At 47.0% G+C, this 16,935-nt stretch carries 12 protein-coding genes and 3 pseudogenes; 4 read left to right on the top strand and 11 right to left on the bottom strand.

Translation table 11 applies throughout. The features are described 5' to 3' along the window. Positions 1 to 128: 128 nt before the first annotated feature. The 8 genes from HLG76_RS15175 to HLG76_RS05625 all read right to left on the bottom strand — a co-directional run bounded on the left by HLG76_RS15175 (position 129) and on the right by HLG76_RS05625 (position 7,192). On the bottom strand, positions 129 to 641 hold the full coding sequence (locus HLG76_RS15175; RefSeq protein ID WP_368656346.1) for a DUF2861 family protein: 513 nt from the start codon (positions 639 to 641) through the stop codon (positions 129 to 131). Further along, positions 641 to 1,045 (bottom strand): DUF2861 family protein, encoded by a 405-nt coding sequence (locus HLG76_RS15170; RefSeq protein WP_368656345.1) that lies wholly within the window; start codon positions 1,043 to 1,045, stop codon positions 641 to 643. The genes HLG76_RS15175 and HLG76_RS15170 overlap by 1 nt, the downstream gene beginning before the upstream one ends. After that, positions 1,042 to 1,707 (bottom strand): response regulator transcription factor, encoded by a 666-nt coding sequence (locus HLG76_RS05650; protein WP_021023847.1) that lies wholly within the window; start codon positions 1,705 to 1,707, stop codon positions 1,042 to 1,044. The genes HLG76_RS15170 and HLG76_RS05650 overlap by 4 nt, the downstream gene beginning before the upstream one ends. Beyond that, positions 1,679 to 3,118 (bottom strand): DUF3404 domain-containing protein, encoded by a 1,440-nt coding sequence (locus tag HLG76_RS05645; RefSeq protein ID WP_077677100.1) that lies wholly within the window; start codon positions 3,116 to 3,118, stop codon positions 1,679 to 1,681. The genes HLG76_RS05650 and HLG76_RS05645 overlap by 29 nt, the downstream gene beginning before the upstream one ends. A 233-nt stretch (positions 3,119 to 3,351) precedes the next feature. Continuing rightward, positions 3,352 to 4,728 carry a Re/Si-specific NAD(P)(+) transhydrogenase subunit beta gene (pntB, locus tag HLG76_RS05640; RefSeq protein WP_175993254.1) on the bottom strand — a complete coding sequence of 459 codons (1,377 nt, stop codon included), beginning with the start codon at positions 4,726 to 4,728 and terminating at the stop codon, positions 3,352 to 3,354. A 9-nt stretch (positions 4,729 to 4,737) separates the two neighbouring features. Beyond that, a complete protein-coding gene (locus tag HLG76_RS05635) occupies positions 4,738 to 6,291 on the bottom strand; it encodes a Re/Si-specific NAD(P)(+) transhydrogenase subunit alpha (RefSeq protein ID WP_175993253.1) in 1,554 nt (517 codons plus the stop codon). Positions 6,292 to 6,584: 293 nt separating this feature from the next. Further along, the gene (locus tag HLG76_RS05630) at positions 6,585 to 6,875 is read right to left on the bottom strand and encodes an HlyU family transcriptional regulator (RefSeq protein WP_021023851.1); all 291 of its coding nucleotides are present in this window, start codon (positions 6,873 to 6,875) and stop codon (positions 6,585 to 6,587) included. 143 nt (positions 6,876 to 7,018) lie between these two features. Beyond that, positions 7,019 to 7,192, bottom strand: coding sequence for a hypothetical protein (locus HLG76_RS05625; protein ID WP_021023852.1), 174 nt, complete (start codon positions 7,190 to 7,192; stop codon positions 7,019 to 7,021). 349 nt (positions 7,193 to 7,541) lie between these two features. Here HLG76_RS05625 and HLG76_RS05620 point away from each other — a divergent pair, with 349 nt between their 5' ends. Beyond that, entirely contained in the window at positions 7,542 to 8,471 is a 930-nt protein-coding gene (locus HLG76_RS05620; protein WP_175993252.1) for a hypothetical protein, read from the top strand. Between the two features lie 238 nt (positions 8,472 to 8,709). Here the strand turns inward: HLG76_RS05620 and HLG76_RS05615 are convergent, their stop codons facing one another. Further along, positions 8,710 to 10,458: a bifunctional UDP-sugar hydrolase/5'-nucleotidase gene (locus tag HLG76_RS05615; protein WP_175993251.1), complete on the bottom strand. Its 1,749-nt coding sequence runs from the start codon at positions 10,456 to 10,458 to the stop codon at positions 8,710 to 8,712. 121 nt (positions 10,459 to 10,579) lie between these two features. Between HLG76_RS05615 and HLG76_RS05610 the strand changes: the two are divergent. Together HLG76_RS05610 and HLG76_RS14940 are read left to right on the top strand one after the other, a co-directional pair. Continuing rightward, positions 10,580 to 11,474: pseudogene (locus tag HLG76_RS05610) on the top strand (NAD(P)-dependent oxidoreductase). A gap of 559 nt (positions 11,475 to 12,033) precedes the next feature. Further along, on the top strand, positions 12,034 to 12,729 hold the full coding sequence (locus HLG76_RS14940) for an IS4 family transposase (protein WP_254877636.1): 696 nt from the start codon (positions 12,034 to 12,036) through the stop codon (positions 12,727 to 12,729). Between the two features lie 480 nt (positions 12,730 to 13,209). Here the strand turns inward: HLG76_RS14940 and HLG76_RS14935 are convergent. After that, a pseudogene (locus tag HLG76_RS14935) lies at positions 13,210 to 13,783 on the bottom strand (transposase); the annotation flags it as partial. Between the two features lie 62 nt (positions 13,784 to 13,845). Between HLG76_RS14935 and HLG76_RS05590 the strand changes: the two are divergent. Next, positions 13,846 to 14,636: pseudogene (locus tag HLG76_RS05590) on the top strand (IS256 family transposase). Positions 14,637 to 14,710: 74 nt separating this feature from the next. Here HLG76_RS05590 and HLG76_RS05585 read toward each other — a convergent pair. Next, positions 14,711 to 16,702, bottom strand: coding sequence for a methyl-accepting chemotaxis protein (locus tag HLG76_RS05585; protein WP_175993248.1), 1,992 nt, complete (start codon positions 16,700 to 16,702; stop codon positions 14,711 to 14,713). Between the last annotated feature and the right edge of the window lie 233 nt (positions 16,703 to 16,935).

Raw genomic sequence — 16,935 nt, 5'->3', positions numbered from 1 at the left:
TCATTGCGTTACCCCTATGTTTTGATTTGCTATTTAAAAGGCAAGCATAGAGGTAAAAGTGAAAAATTGGACCGAACTCACTAAAAAGGTGTGAACTTTATCAAATTGACCATAACGCAAATGTCTATTTATTCGTCACTTTGTTTGTCCGAGCGGCTCGGCGCTATCCTATTTAAAGCGTCAGGATCCAAATCCGGTAAATCAATCGCCCGGCCGATACGCTGAACTTCTTCAATTGACAGCGCGCCCTGCCAGCGCCGTTCAATCAGGGCAACACTAAACCAGTATTGACCATTAGGCACATCTAACATTGGCAGCTGAGTAGGAAGCCGCTTATGCTTTTCAGCAGACCAGATCGGGGCACCATCCGGTTGATTGTGCGGATACAGGTTAAGGCTCAGAAAGGGCCGTTGACAGGTTGAGTTAAAATCATCAAAAGGGGCAATGTGCCAGCTTCGGGTATCTTTCCAGCTCAATGTTTGACGTGGCTGAGGCTGGGTCAGAAGCAACCAACTCGACCACGTATGGCCTGATACTGACTCTGCTGTGAGTTGATAAAGACCTTGGGAAATAGGATCGGAAAGGCCATCTTTGATCAAACGCCAACCGTGTTGCTGCGCCGGAGAGAACTCACCATGCATCACCGTTTTATCCGGCCATTTTTTAACGTGAGTGCATTCACCCCCGTTTGCGACTCCCCTGACACTTGGAGCCGATAATACACCCGACTCGTGGTTTGGACCGTTTCGCGACGCACAGATATATTGCTCAACCAATCAGGCAATGTCTTTTGGCTTAAACTGCGCCCACAGTCCTCCGTGATCGCGAGCGCAAGCAGCTGAGCGAGATGATCCTGCTTGGCAGCAGAAAGATTGGGTTGCTGCCAGGCTTCAATCATGGCCTCTACACTGGCTGCGGTTTTTCCATTTAATAGGCGCTGATGGGCACTGGTTAACGCGTCATTGCCGTTAAACCACGCGGCCTGCGCGCCACCAGCACCCAGCATAGTTGCTAATAGTCCAAAGAGAGCGCGCGTTTTCATCATGCCTTCATGCGATAGCCGACGCCACGTAGCGTCTCGATATTCACCGAGGGCAACTTCTGGCGTAGTTGTAATATATGGGTGTCAACCGTACGCGTGGTAGGATAATGGTTATACCCCCACACTTGATCGAGCAATTCATCACGCGTAAATACACGCCCTGCGTTTTTGGCGAGGAAATGCAACAAGTCAAACTCAGTGCGTGTCAATGTCATCTCTTGGTCACCACAAAAGACTGCACGACTCGCGGTATCGATTCTCACCTCATTGATCACGAGATCGTCACTCGATATTTCCGCTTCTCCGACAGGGTGACGAAGATGAACACGCACGCGCGCGAGCAGCTCTGCTTCGGCAAAGGGTTTAGTGATATAATCGGTAGCGCCCGAGTCTAACCCGCCAACGCGATCACGCACGGACACCATGGCTGTCAACAAGATCACTGGCACGGTTTTGAGTTTATTCCAATCCGCGAGCCATTCGATTGAGTCGCCTTCAGGCAGTTGGCGGTCCAAGATGACAAGATCCGCATCACGCCATAACTCAGCAACTTTCGCCGCACTATCAGCATATAAACACTGGTAGCCCGCTTGCTCCAAACTTGCCAATAAGCCGTCTGCTAGATTGGCATCATCTTCAACCAGAAGTAACGTCGGTTGCGTCACAATGAATCTCCAAAGTAAATGTGGTGGGTGGACCAGAAAGGATTAACTTGCCCCCCATTCTCTCAATCATCGATTCTACGATCGTCAGCCCGAGCCCAAGACCGCTTTGGCTGACAAAGGGTTTACGTATGTGCTTCCAATCCTTGGCGGTCAGATCGCCTTGGTCGCATATTGCAATGGTGAAACGATCCGCTGATACCTTTGCATGCACTTCAACCGGGGCGACACCATATTTGACCGCATTGGCAATCAAATTGTTCAATGATGTCGTCAACCAATAGACATTGGCCCGCACCGCGCCATCTTGACTTACCTGAAGCGTCACTTGATGTTCTTCACAAATGTATCCTAACCATTCTTCGATAGACGGAATCGTTTCTTTGCCCAATGGCTTTTGATTCGACTGCAAGTAATCCTTACTCGCTTCCGCCAGCTGTTTTAGACGCCTTGAATCTTCACACAAACGACGAAACTCATCATAAAAGGGCTCTGGTAACGTATCGAATTTACGCCGAAACCCCTCAACCGTCATCGACAAGCTGGCAATGGGGGTACGTAACTCGTGCGTCAATATTTGTAATACCAGCATACGCTCTTGCATCAACCGACGCTGTACCGTCCATCGGTTAAATCCCCAACCACCGAGGGCAACCAGGTTGATGATAATCAGCGCGCCGACAAGATAAGGCCAATAGCTAGGCGCTTTTTCTTCATTCCAACAAATGTTCCCCACACGGGCCAAACAAAAATCTTGCTCCCCCCGAGGCGTAAGGTGTAAATCAAATTCAGCAACAAGAGGTTGCCATTGCTGCGCGGCATACAAATGGTAATAGCTGCCCACACGGATCCACATTTCATTTTGACTGACCAAGGTTTTAGCGCCGCTATTCAATGCCTCGACGGCTGATGAATCCATTCTTTGCAGTCGACCGAGTAAACTGTCAGGTTCGGCTTTGGGTCGCTCTTGGATATGAAAAAAGCGCACAAGCTCGCTGCGTCGCGCCGGATATTTCTCCGCGTATTTGGCCGCATAGCTCCCGCCACCTGGATGAATAAACCCAGAGCGAGAAAACCAAGCAACCGGAAGCTGGGTGTTATTACACATGGCACGAGTAAACACCAAAGGCTCTGTCACTTGCGGATTCACTGGCCAAGGTCCTTGACACTTTTGCGCAGCCTGATACAGCCGGCGAATATCTTTTAGTGGGTAGCGCGCCGTCTGTGGCAATAAGCTCTCTGGACTGAGTAATACACGTGGAAAAGCACGGTTAATACCGATGAGGTTATAACGAGCAACAGGATCCGCCAACAGTAACTGAGCCCGGAACGCAGTCATTTGCTCTGAAAATGTACTCGCCGCCATCGCTGGCCAAGCTGTCAACGTAAAAATAATTAGCAGCAGAATTCGCATAGTGACAGCTTACCACCAAACCTATAAATAATGTCAGTGCATTGTAAGTTCAGACTGTCAGGATGCAAGATAGCTTTTACGCAAGATAGCTATTAGGCAAGATAGCTTTTACTCACATCCAGCGCCGGCGATCGTGCACAAAAAAGAGCCAGCTGAATCACTGGCTCTTTTGAAGGACGAGCTCTTTAAAATAATAGCGTCCCAGAGTTCAACTATAGTGCCTTTGAATTTAACTATAGCGCTTTAGAAATAGCCTCGACACTTTGTTTCGCATCGCCAAAGAGCATGGTGCTGTTGTCTTTAAAGAACAATGGGTTTTGCACCCCAGCATAGCCGGTATTCATTGAGCGTTTAAAGACCACTACATTTTTAGCATTCCAGACTTCAAGTACGGGCATGCCCGCAATGGGACTAGACGGGTCATCCATTGCGGCGGGGTTAACCGTATCGTTGGCTCCGATCACCAGTACCGTATCCGTATCTGGGAAATCATCATTAATTTCATCCATCTCTAATACGATGTCATAGGGGACTTTCGCTTCTGCGAGCAACACATTCATATGCCCAGGCAAACGCCCTGCCACGGGATGAATCGCGAATCGCACGTCAATGCCCATATTACGCAGTTTTTCTGTCACTTCGTAAACAGGATATTGCGCTTGCGCAACGGCCATACCATAACCGGGGGCGATCACAACACTGTTGGAGTCTTTTAGCATTTCTGCCACTTCTTCAGCGGTACTCTCGCGGTATTCACCGACCTCTTCGTCACCCGATGACGCAGCGCCATCTGAGCCAAAACCACCAGCAATCACACTAATGAATGAGCGATTCATGGCCTTGCACATGATGTAAGACAAAATGGCACCCGATGAGCCAACCAGGGCTCCCGTGACGATCAGTAGATCGTTCGCCAGCATAAAGCCTGCCGCTGCCGCTGCCCAACCGGAATACGAGTTCAGCATCGACACCACAACCGGCATATCTGCCCCGCCAATCGAGGCGACAAGGTGATAACCAAATGCGAGCGCAATGAGCGTCACTACAATAAGTGCAAACGTAGAGCCTTCTGCATTCACGAAGTTGATCAACAGCAAAAAGGAAACCACAACGGCAGCAAGATTAAGCTTATGACGATGCGGTAACGCTAACGCTTTCGACGAGATCACGCCACGCAGCTTACCAAAGGCAACAATTGAACCGGTGAATGTTATTGCACCGATAAACACGCCCAAGAAGATCTCAACTAAGTGAATATTGAGCATCGCACCGGTCAATGGTGGGTGATCAATATAGGTATTAAAGCCGACTAATACCGCGGCCAGGCCGACAAAGCTATGCAGCATCGCCACCAGCTCCGGCATTTCCGTCATCTCAACCCGTTTGGCATAGTAAATACCAATCGCGCCGCCAATAATCATCGCGAGTATAATCCAGCCAACACCTTGGACGTCAGGGCCCCAAATCGTCGCCACCAGCGCGATAGCCATCCCGGTAATCCCGTAGTAATTGCCGGCACGCGCAGACTCTTGCTTTGAGAGCCCAGCCAAACTCAGAATGAAACAGAGTGCAGCAACGATGTACGCAGCTTGTACCAATCCTTCAGACATTCTTTCTCCTTACCCTTTACGGAACATTTCAAGCATGCGCTTTGTAACAGTAAAGCCGCCAAAAATATTGATACTGGCGATCAACACGGCAATGAAGGAGAGGAAGGTAACAAAGCCGATCCCTTGTCCTACTTGCAATAGCGCCCCGACGATAATGATGCCTGAAATCGCATTGGTGACGGACATCAGTGGCGTGTGTAGTGCATGGGTCACATTCCATACCACGTAGTAGCCCACTACACAGGCAAGCACGAATACGGTCAAATGAGAAAGGAACTCACTCGGCGCGTAGTTCGCCACCCAGCCAAAAGCGCCCAATCCGGCTGCCATGAGGCCATACTTGGTTGCCCGTGACGTTTTCTTTGCCTCTGCTTTCGGCGCAGGTTCAGGTTTCGGCTCCGCTTTCGGTTGTGCCGACACTTGAATCGGCGGTGCGGGCCATGTGACTTCGCCTTCTTTAATAACAGTAACGCCACGGACGACTACATCTTCAAAATCAATAGTGATGTTGCCGTCTTTTTCTTTGCAAAGTAGTTTGGTGAGGTTAACCAAGTTGGTAGCATACAGCTGTGATGACTGAGTCGGCAAGCGCCCAACCATATCGGTGTAGCCAATCACTTTCACCCCATTTGGCGTAGTGATGACCTGGTCTTTTTCGGTGTACTCGCAGTTGCCACCATTGGCCGCAGCCAAATCAACAATCACACTACCTGATTTCATGCTGTCTACCATTTCTTTGGTAATCAGCGTTGGCGCAGGTTTTCCAGGGATCAGCGCTGTGGTGACGATAATATCGACATCTTCTGCTTGTTGGGCATAGAGTTTTTGTGCGGCCTGATTGAATTCATCCGACATCTCTTTGGCATAGCCATCACTGCTGCCTGCACTGTCTTGTTTGAAATCCACTTCAAGAAAGTCAGCGCCCATGCTTTCAACTTGCTCTTTTACCTCTGGGCGAACATCAAAGGCACGAACAATGGCACCTAGGCTCCCGGCAGCACCAATCGCAGCAAGGCCTGCCACTCCCGCACCGGCAACAAAAACCTTGGCAGGCGGCACTTTACCAGCGGCGGTGATTTGTCCGGTAAAGAAACGGCCAAATTCGTGGGCCGCTTCGACAACAGCGCGATAACCGGCAATGTTTGCCATCGAGCTTAAAGCATCTAATGATTGTGCGCGTGATATACGCGGCACTGCATCCATCGCCATCACATTAATATTGCGAGACGATAATCGCTCAAGCAGCTCTTCATTTTGAGCAGGCCAGATAAAGCTGACTAACGTGGTACCTGCTTGCAAGCGTTCCACTTCATCTTCGCCGGTTTGTTCAATCACACCCGGTGCGTTAACTTTAAAAATGACCTCAGATTGCCAAACGGCATCCGTATCAACAATGGTCGCCCCGGCAAGTTCGTACGCAGTATTTTCGAAGCTTGCTTTTTCGCCCGCTCCCTTTTCTACCACTACGTCAAAACCGAGTTTGATAAGCTGTTCCACCGATTTTGGCGTTGCAGCTACCCTCGTTTCATTAACGAGCCTTTCTTTTGGAACACCAATCTGCATAGCTATTCCCTGAATGTTGGCTTATAAGAAATTTTTAGTTGTCACAGGTGAGTTACCACCTATGAGACATTCACTGACTCAATATGTATTAAAAAAGGTTTTATCCATTTTTCACTCAGTTGCGGGTGTCAGTGCTTTGTGCTTAGCAACGCAACAGTCTTAACTTAACGAGTTTATTCCTTAATCACCACAGGGCGAGGATCGCCATTAGGGTATAAATGTGATCCAATCGACACTTTATCTGTTTTTATTGTTCATAGTTATGCATTAATTTTGGTATCACTCAGCATCGCCTAACCGCCACGCGCAAAAATCTTGTCGCCATTCTGGTCAATCATCATTTTGGCCTTTGTGATCATCAAGCTATTTGCATCGTCTTGATTTCCCAATAGATCAGAACGGATAAAGTGATGGGTCATCACCTGTTCATCGATTTCTTTGCAAATACGCCCGCATACACGGTACTGGCCGCTTTCTGCGGTCGCTTCGGGGTAAATCAAATAGCCTTTGTAATCTGTTGGGGTCACAGTCGCTTTAGCTTGTTTCGATTGACCACCAGAAAAAAGTGCGGAAAACCATCCCATCTTTCTTTACTCCTTTTTATCTTTCGGCTCGGACAAATCAGGCAATATATGATTGGTTAATGCCAAGGGTGATTAAACCACAAATAAAAAAACGCCACATCTCGATGATGTGGCGTTTCGCGTTCTGTCTACGTTTTGTCGTCTTATCGGTTTATGCCGATATCACGCTGCAAATGCGCCGGTAAACGGCTTGCATCATAAGCAGGTGCTTGCGTGCTGCGGGTAAACAACACATCCATGGCATGAGCGATCAGTCCTTTGATAGTTACCGCGTAAGATCGACGTGAACGTGTCATATTAACCGTTGCAGTCGTCATACGATCCTCGCTTTATTTTCTGAATCACTCGGTGCGTAGTATAGGTGGCTAACCCACAATGATAAATTGATGAAAATTAAAGCATAGGATTAGTTTTTATAATCCGAAAAGCAAGCAATCGCTAATCAGAAAATCATGTTAACTTACGGTTAAAAAAGCGCCTATTTGCTTTTACGTTCCCCTGAGCTGTCATTATATTTATTTTGTTTGAAAGCCGTCTCCACACCCATGCGATACCTTGTCACTTGCACATGGCCGTGTCTTACTTATTAAAAATGGCGATTTATCGCTCGATTATCGATTAAAACCTGATAACATCAATGTTACACATGTCACTAAGGTGTTGACCATGCTTGCGTTTCTAGCCCGACACTCTGCGATCTTTCTTTTTATTGCTGCGCTGATTGGCTTTGCATTTCCAGCGGTATCGCTAGCGTTGTTTCCTTTTCTTCCCTATGTTTTGTTTGCGCTGATGCTATTTACACTGCTTGGCATCCACCAAGGTTTACTGGTAAAAGCACTGGGCCAGTGGCAAGTGTGGGTATATGCATTTATTCATGCGGTGGTATTAACGCTGATAACCTGTTCGATCGCTTGGTTATTGGGTGCATCGACAGGGTTATTACTCGCGATTAGTGGGATCTGCGCAACCGGCTCCTTGTTTGCCACACCCGCCATTATCCGTTCGTTAGGCATGGACGCGCTGATCGCCATGGCCTACACCATCGCTTCAACGTTGCTGATGCCAGTTGTCTTATTCGTCAATTTAACAATATTCAGTGGTGATGCTTTTTCACTGGATTTACAAAGCTACGTGATTCGATTAGTGGTATTTATTTTCGGGCCCATGGCGTTCGCCGCGATTTTTCACGCGCTGGTCAAGCCCGAAAAACTCAAACGCATTCACGGCAAGCTCGCACAGTTTACTATTGTGCTGGTGTTTAGCTTTCCTTTGGGGCTGGTGGGGCCATTTGGAGAAACCTGGCAAAACGATCAAGCGTATGCCCTAGAACTGTTAGCAATTTCAGTCGCAATTTGCATGCTTTTTTTTACCATTGCCTTCGGTTTATACCGACGACAAGGACAAGCAGCCAGTATGATCGCCGCGGTGGCCGCCGTAAATCGCAATGTATTACTGACCTATACTGTTGCCGGCGTCGCACTTGGCCCGGTATTTTTACCCTTAATCGGTGCCATTCAGTTACCCATTTACCTACAGCCACTTTTAGTTCGCTGGGCCATACGTCACGCGCATCGCGCTGACACGCAGGTACCCTAGCGCGGCTCGTTTATACAACCGGTACAAAATAAACCAAAGATGCCCAAGCTATCAGCCAAAAGCTAATCAACCCCACATCAAACCAATCACGTTTTTCCATCACCTTCACCTTTCGAGAGTATGGCTACATTCAGGTCACCTATTACTGTTATCGACAATAACGACCCAAACTTAATCTAACGGCAACGTCATGCCGAATGTGCGGACCTATCGGTAAATAAGCAAAGGGTGGGCCAAGTTATTGGCTCCAACAGGTTTGTATCTGATCGGGGGTGTGCAGGTAGCAAACTAACGGCTGACTCGGGAGTGCGAGTGTCGTTTGCTGACGCGCATATTGAATAAAACACTCCGCCATTGATAACCCAATTGAGCGACGACGACCGGTCTGCAGTGCGTCATAGCCCTCTTTTCCTTGTGCCGTATAGGACGATGACACGCCGGTATATTGGTGATCATCGTCCATGCTCACCCAATGCTCATCCCGTTTTATCTCGAGCTGGGTAATGCGCTGCCCCATCGGGCGCCACGCTTCATAGCGATAACGGATAGCGGCACAATAAGGGAAACTACCAGTCCCAAGACCCGCAACGCCATTGTTGGTGGCATTATTGATTGCCCCTTCTAACGCGCAGCGGATTTGTTTCCCTGTCACGCGATACGCAATCACGTCGATCGCAAACGGTAGCAGTGTACCGGCAATCAATGCCGCTGAAAGCGGGCCAGCGTTTAGACCGACGCGAACGCCACCGGCATTGTGAATCGCAAACTCCGCATCAATCCCCTGCTCACGCGCGGCCCAAAGGAAACTTTCAGTGACCAAAGGGGCCACATCGCTACCGCCTTCACGGTCAGGGACGCGTACATGGCGTAAACGCTCAGGCACATCCGTGACAATGTCACGTTCTAGTCGCGCCACTTGTGGGCGATACGTCTGTTGCAAATAATGCTTTAGGTCTAAATCACTCGGTAAAATCAGCACATTAGACTGACTATTCAGGTAATCACGCGCCGATTGGTAAGAAGCCGCGGTTAATTGTTGCTCGCGCGAGGCATCCATCGCCAAACTGCGTCCAAGCAGTACGTAATTTTGGCCATTAAAGGCAGCTGGCCGACCATTTTCATCAATGGATAACGTAAAGCGGCCAATAGATTGCGCATGGCAACCGGCTTGCACAATCCAGGTATCGTTGACTTTATAGCCGTAGGGATCTTCTTTCGCCAAACCAAGGTTTTGAAAGTCTCCCTGCAGCACATGGGTATGTCCTCCCACGATCACATCGATACCCTTAACCGCGGCTGCTAATTCCTTGTCTTTATCATAACCAAGGTGGCTCAACAAAATAATGGTGTTGACACCTTGAGCGCGCAGATACGCCACCGTATTTTTGGCTATCTGAGTGGCCGGCAAAAACGGCGTATCATGATCGGGATGGGCTAGCGCTGCCATTTGCTCAACCGCTAAGCTAAACAGACCGACTTGATGGCCCGCGTAGGTTTTGATCAGGGTGCTCGCACGTGCGTGCTCGGGCACGTATGCCATTAAAGCGGGCTTGTCACTTACCCGTTTTTGCTTGTCTTTTGCTTCATCATCCACATGCCAATTACCGGCAAGTAAAGGAAACTGAATATCATCGAGAAAATCGGCAACGGGCCCATTGCCTTGATCCAGTTCATGATTACCGATGGCCATCGCGTCGATCCCTAGGCGATTAAGCATGTCGGCATTCGCTTTTCCTTTAAATAGGGAATAATACAGCGTGCCTTGGAAGCAATCGCCCGCATGCAGAAACAGAAAGCCGTGCTGATTGTGTTCAGCCTGTTGGCGAAAGTGCTTCACTGCCGAAGCAATACGTGCGAATCCACCACAATTCGCATACACCCGCGTGTCTTCGCTCTCTAAGCTGAGCGAGACAGGCGTAGACTCAAAATGTGAGTGCGTATCGTTAATATGCGCGATGGTTAATGAGAATGGTTGTCGTGCTGTCATAATAATCCGTGCCACAACACAAAAGAAGATGATACAAGCTTAACATTGACACATACAAGAAAGGTTAAGTTTTTGATAGATTACTACCTAATCCACAACAGGGAAGCGTGACGACATGCAAGTGAACAAGACCAAAGTGGCTTTTATTGGCCTCGGCGTGATGGGATTTTCGATGGCCGGCCACCTACAACATAACGGCTACCCGACTCGCGTGTACAACCGTACTACCCGCAAAGCCGAAACCTGGTGCGACACCTATTCAGGCACATATGGAATAACGCCAGCCGAAGCCGTAGCTGATGCTGATATCGTCTTTTTGTGTGTGGGAAACGATGATGACGTACGCAGTGTGGTGTATGGCGATATTGGCGTGTTAGCCAATATGAAAAAGGCAGTACGCTGGTCGATCATACCACTACCTCTGCCGAGCTGGCACTTGAGTTGGCACAAGTATGCGAACGCCAAGGCATAAGCTTTCTCGATGCCCCCGTCTCAGGCGGCCAAGCAGGGGCGGAAAAAGGCGCCCTCACCATTATGGTCGGTGGCAACCCGACTGTGTTCAGTGACGTTGAACCCGTCATGAACGCCTATGCCAGTGCAATCCAACATATTGGCCCGCATGGCAGTGGTCAACGCTGTAAAATGGCTAACCAAATATGTATTGCCGGCGTCTTACAAGGCTTATCCGAGGCACTCACCTTCGCGCAATCCGCTGATCTCGATATCGAAAAATGATTAATGCCATTCAGCACGGGGCCGCAGGCTCTTGGCAAATGGAAAACCGTGCTTTGACCATGGCGGAAGACAGTTTTGACTTTGGCTTTGCGATTGATTGGATGCGTAAAGATCTGGGCTTTTGTTTAGAAGAAGCCGCCAAGTTAGGCGTGGGACTTCCCTTAACCGAGCAGGTGGATCAACAGTATAACAAGTTACAAGCGCGCGGCTATGGCCGTTGCGACACCTCGGTCCTGATCAAGCAGTTTGATACAGATACCAAACCATCTTCATCGACCTAACCTCAAAATACGTCAATCCTCGGCACTTGAGGCCGAGGAAAGGCGAAAAAAGGTATATACTAAAGTTAATCACTAAGGAGGGTTGCAATGACAGCTATCTATGTAATCTGCGCCATCGCCATGATGATTGGCCTATTCACCTTATACGCACCCTCTATTGAAAAATGGTGTGATAAGCAGTTAAGCACGAGTAAGAAAGATAAGTAGTTATTATTTAGTAGCACACCTAAAAGGGCTCCTATGATCCCTTTGACTCCCGGAGTCAATCACGAAGAGTAACATATGAGAAGACCTTTCCACTGTCAAAGCAGTGCTCAAAGTCGGCTCATGACCAGTTTTTATCTGACCTAGCAAGCATCTTACCTTCTTAGGTGATCTTACTGATTATCAGTGATGCTGGATTTAAAGTCTGATGGCTCCCCACTTCTTACATAGAAGAATCAGTGAGATAGGATAAAAAAGGTAGGTAGTTCCATGATAATCGGCGATGATGGGTCACCACAACACAACAGCACCAACCATCATGAGTCCAGCCAGTATTCTACACTCTTTTTTCCTCATGTCCGAGTTCTCTGCCATCAAAGATAAACGACGCATCAACGCTGTCCTCGATTGCACCGATGCCTTGAATGGAAGTGGCACACTGACGTTAACCGGAGTCGGTCGCGGTATGAAACGTACACAAACCAGGGTTAAGCACAGTATCAAGCGGGTCTGCCGCCTATTGGGCAACCGACATCTTCAGCGGGAAAGAGCGAGTGTCTATGCCTTCGTGAGTCACTTTTTACTCAGGAACATTCAGCATCCAATCATTATTGTGGACTGGTCCCCGGTGAATCATGTCGATAAGCAGATTATTCGGGCAACGATCCCTGTAGGAGGAAGAGCATTTATCCTCTATGAAGAAGTTCATCCAGAGAGCCAACTTGCTTCTTCGAAGGTTCATAGGGCATTTATTCGCCGCCTTGCGATGATGATCCCCGAAGGGGTGCTCCCCATCGTCACTACCGATGCTGGTTTTAAAGTGCCGTGGTTCAAACCTATAGAAGAGCAAGGTTGGTATTGGCTCGGCCGAGTCCGAGGTAACAGCCATATCCAGGTTGGTGGCCAATGGCATGAAGCCGATAGACTGTTCGGACAAGCCCAACTTAAACCGCGCCAGTTAGGCGTTGCAAGACTCACAAAACAACATAAGCATGCTTGCCAGGCAGTGCTCTACCGCAAGAAGCTTAAAGGCCGAAAAGCGAAGAACTGAAGTGGCTCACTTAAACGAGATACCGCCAGTCGTGTCCATGCAAAAGGAGGAAGAGAGCCCTGGCTGTTAGTCTCGAACCTACCTGAAGACAGCTGGGGCACTGAACGCCTTGTCGCGTTATATACCCAACGGATAGCTATCGAAGAAGGGGTTCGAGACACAAAGAACGAGCGATTTGGTTTATCACTTAACTTTAGTGATAGTCATTGCCCTAAGTGGGTTGAGATCTTATTGCTGATTGCGATGCTGAGTCTTTGGCCTTCTCATTCTGGGAAAGGTGGGTTACATGAAAGGTTACTATAAAGACTTTCAGGCTAATACGATTCGAACCCGCCGGGTTCTGTCCTATTTTTTCTTGGGTAGGGAGCTGATTGGACGAAAAGGATATGATTGCAGAGTGCGGGATCTGGCTTTAGCACTTGGAGGGCTGAAGGCAATGGCAGCGGGAGAGCTCAGGTGAAAAAAGTGGGGATCCCTCAGCACTAAACCAAGCTTCTCCATCAGTTTGCTGGCACGATAGCGGCTCAGCGGGACATCTTGATCCGTCGCCATTCTCGCAATACTACGCGCGCCAGCAGAGCCTTCACTGTCGCGAAAGAGCTTCTTGACCTTGGCTTCTTCCACGACTTTTTGGGCACATATCGGCTTTTTTGAACGTTGTTGCCAGTGACGAAAGCTGCTGCGGTGTACCCTAAATACCTGGCACAGCTTGTTGACTGAATAGCTCGTCTTGAGTTTCTCGATTATCGAGAATTGTTCAGAGAGTCGGACATCAAGAGAGCGGTAGCTTTTTTAAAATGTCATTATGCTCCTCAAGACGCGCCAGCTTTTTCTTTAGCTCCCGAATTTCAATTTGCTCTTTTGTGATGGGGGAAGCATGAGGCGTAACGCCTTATTGCTCGTGTCTGAGTTGCCTTACCCACTTGTCCATGGTGGATTTGCCCACGCCCATGGCAGTAGCTGCTTCGATAATCGTGTAGTTTTGTTCGAGAACAACCTCAGCGGCTTCACGTTTAAATTCAGCGCTGAAAGTACGTCTTGTGCGTTTGGTCATGGTTTCACCTGTCATGCTATGAGGCGTATCTTAACACCTCTAATCAGGTGGCCAAATTCACTATGCCACTACAGCCTGAGCTTCAGGCTTGGCGTGAGCGGCAATTAGACGCGGTCTATCCGATTGTCTGGCTCGATGCCATTCACTATAAAATCAAAGAGAACGGCCGCTTTATCACTAAAGCGGTATACACCATTCTCGGCCTCAACGTTGGGGGAAAAAAGAGCTGCTGGGCCTTTACCTGTCAGAATCAGAAGGTGCCCACCACTGGCTCAGCGTGCTGACCGACCTGCACAACCGTGGTGTACAAGATATCCTTATTGCGTGCGTTGATGACCTTAAAGGCTTCCCGGAAGCGATTGAAAGTATCTATCCGAAGACGGAGATACAGCACTTCATTATTCATCAAATTCGCCACTCAATGAAATACGTGGCCAGTAAGCGCCAAAAAGCCTTTATGGCCGACTTGAAGTGTGTGTACAAAGCAGTGACGTTATCTGCCGCAGAGAGTGCGCTAGATGACTTAGAAGCTAAGTGGGGTGACAAATACCCCATCGTTATTAAGTCCTGGCGCAATAAATGGCCCACGCTCTCTGCTTACTTCAAATACCCGGAATACGTGCGTACCGCCATCTATACGACGAACGCCGTTGAGGCCGTGCACCGCCAGTTCCGCAAATTGACTAAAACCAAAGGCGGTTTTGCCAATGAGAACAGCTTGCTCAAGCTAATCTACGCAGGTATGTTAAAGGCGTCTGAGCGTTGGTCTCACCCGGAGCAGAACTGGAACCTGACGCTATCGCAGCTGACCATTCACTTCGAAGGCCGACTGGATGATCACATAGACCTATGAAAATTGGCTGACACAGAATATTGAACACCCTCGGATCCCTCTACACTGAACATCCTCAATCATATCAGTGATCGCTATAGATCAAATTGTTTTACCAGATCAAATTGTTCTTTAGCGATAGTTGATAAACCAGCACTCACCTCAGTCATATTAGATATAGCAAGATTGCTTTCATCAGACAGCTCCTTTATTGCATTCAATCTCATAGCTGTATCAGTCGTCATACTATTTTGTTCTTTCATACAACTCTCGATATCTTTACTTTCGTTGGCTATTTCTTGTAATGAACATTGAATCACTTTCACAGCTTTACTCGTTCCTAGAGCATAAGATTTAGACTTTTTCATATCTTCTACGCAGTTTAGAATAACACAATGTGTCTCACTTGCGCGGCTTTTTAAATACTGAACTTTATCTTCTATTTCAATAGTTGATTCCGATGTTTTTCTAGCAAGCTCTCGTACTTCATCAGCGACAACCGCAAATCCACGTCCATTCTCCCCTGCTCTAGCGGCTTCTATAGCAGCGTTTAATGCTAGTAAACTCGTCTTCTCTGACACGTTATGAATAACATCAAGCATTAAGCCAATATGATCGCAACTCCTTTTCAAATCAGTGACCGCAACGACTGACGAAGCTAACCTATCTTCCAAAACACCCATCATTTCCATATTGTCGTTCATCATATTTAAACTACTATCGGATGCTCTTTTTGCAGAAATAACTTTATTAGATGTCACATTCACACTATCATTAACTTTAGATACTGAAAACTCTATACCTCTCATGCTTGAATTAGCTTTTAACACTAAAGCGTTCTGTTCAGAAAGTTTACTATTTGTATCACTAATAGCATCACTGTTTTTCATTGCTGCCTTATTCATATCCTCAGATGCGCTTCCAATTTTCAGGATCAGCTCTTGTAACCTATCGGCCATGTGATTTATGTGCCGACCAATTATAGAAAATTCATTACTATAATTATTTAACAACCTCCCTTTCAAATCACCATCAGACAATCCCTCTAGAACTTTCACAATGTCAGATAAGGGCCGACGAACATTACGTGACACATTAATTCCGACCCCGGCAGCAATTATTGTCAAAATAAGCCCAACAGCAAACGTATGCACCACACCATCCTTGTATTTCGTGCTAGCAAGATACAAAGATTTATCGAGGTTACTTTTGGCAACTTTACTTATTTCACCCAACTCGAAACTTGCCTTCCTGGCCATCATATCTAATCTTATAACCCTTTCATCTAGCTCTTTTTTGTCACGCAGAACTATTTTATATTCTTCCAGAACTCCGTCATTCATTCCTATATGCTTGGTAAATTCCTTCAACGGAGAATCAAACTTATCTTTTAAATCAGGAGCCTGTGAAGATAAAAGTTTAAATGCATAATTTAGGTGCACAAGCGATTTTCTATTTTTTTTAATGACTTGATCCACATAAGCAAGATCACGACTTGATAGTGCATCTGATGTGTCATTTTGTAAATTATGCAACTGACTAAAGAACCCATCCGCCATTAAAGTTAGTGCTATATCATTCTTTTTTGCAACGTATTCTTTAAGCCCTACAGTTAACTTCATATTTAAACGCTGAAAATCTCTCATTAACTGTGAAAAACGATTCTCAGATATCAATGTTTTTTTATAAGAGCTCATGATTAAAGATGCTATTGAAGAGTATTCGCTGTCAAAAACGATAAGTGGATTATTGTGACTCCCTTCCATAGAGAGAAATCGGGCGCTATCTTCTATCTCTGAAAGTTTTTTATCAAAAACATCCTTCGCCTTAAAGAAGTTATCTTTAATACCGTCGAGCTTTTTGACTTCATTTTCATTTATATAGTTTTTGACAACTTTCTCCAAATGTAAAAGATTAGTTCTAGCCTCATTTGACTTCAACACTAATGGAAAAGATTCTTCACTCACAGCCTCAAAATCAGAATACATATTCTTCATGTTAAATATAAGCAAGACAACAGCCACAATAAACAAAACCACTAAAAAAGAGAACCCCAAATACATTCTTATTAAAACTGATCCCCTCATATCAAAAAATCCTATTTTAATGAAAAAACAACCAGACATCTTCCGGAATTTAAAAAGTTACGCCTAAATTAAAATCAAAAGCGGTAGACCGAGAAACGAATAACTAGGGCGACTTACTATAAACATCTAAATCTTCATCAAACCTAGGTGATTTCAAAAAACATATAACCCACCTGATACCCAGGGCGAGCGCATAAGTGTTCATTTTTCAACCATCGCCGGTATGCCTGCGG

This window comes from Salinivibrio sp. EAGSL (genome assembly GCF_013366455.1).
Lineage (GTDB): Bacteria > Pseudomonadota > Gammaproteobacteria > Enterobacterales > Vibrionaceae > Salinivibrio > Salinivibrio costicola.
Note: the sequence above shows the minus strand (reverse complement) of the source record. Positions and strands in the feature narration are given on the sequence as shown.

Excerpts from the sequence above, each read along its gene's own strand:
- HLG76_RS15175 (WP_368656346.1), bottom strand. The coding sequence starts at position 641 with ATGCATGGTGAGTTCTCTCCGGCGCAGCAACACGGTTGGCGTTTGATC.
- HLG76_RS15170 (WP_368656345.1), bottom strand. The coding sequence starts at position 1,045 with ATGATGAAAACGCGCGCTCTCTTTGGACTATTAGCAACTATGCTGGGT.
- HLG76_RS05645 (WP_077677100.1), bottom strand. The coding sequence starts at position 3,118 with ATGCGAATTCTGCTGCTAATTATTTTTACGTTGACAGCTTGGCCAGCG.
- pntB (WP_175993254.1), bottom strand. The coding sequence starts at position 4,728 with ATGTCTGAAGGATTGGTACAAGCTGCGTACATCGTTGCTGCACTCTGT.
- HLG76_RS05635 (WP_175993253.1), bottom strand. The coding sequence starts at position 6,291 with ATGCAGATTGGTGTTCCAAAAGAAAGGCTCGTTAATGAAACGAGGGTA.
- HLG76_RS05630 (WP_021023851.1), bottom strand. The coding sequence starts at position 6,875 with ATGGGATGGTTTTCCGCACTTTTTTCTGGTGGTCAATCGAAACAAGCT.
- HLG76_RS05625 (WP_021023852.1), bottom strand. The coding sequence starts at position 7,192 with ATGACGACTGCAACGGTTAATATGACACGTTCACGTCGATCTTACGCG.
- HLG76_RS05620 (WP_175993252.1), top strand. The coding sequence starts at position 7,542 with ATGCTTGCGTTTCTAGCCCGACACTCTGCGATCTTTCTTTTTATTGCT.
- HLG76_RS05615 (WP_175993251.1), bottom strand. The coding sequence starts at position 10,458 with ATGACAGCACGACAACCATTCTCATTAACCATCGCGCATATTAACGAT.
- HLG76_RS14940 (WP_254877636.1), top strand. The coding sequence starts at position 12,034 with ATGTCCGAGTTCTCTGCCATCAAAGATAAACGACGCATCAACGCTGTC.
- HLG76_RS05585 (WP_175993248.1), bottom strand. The coding sequence starts at position 16,702 with ATGAGGGGATCAGTTTTAATAAGAATGTATTTGGGGTTCTCTTTTTTA.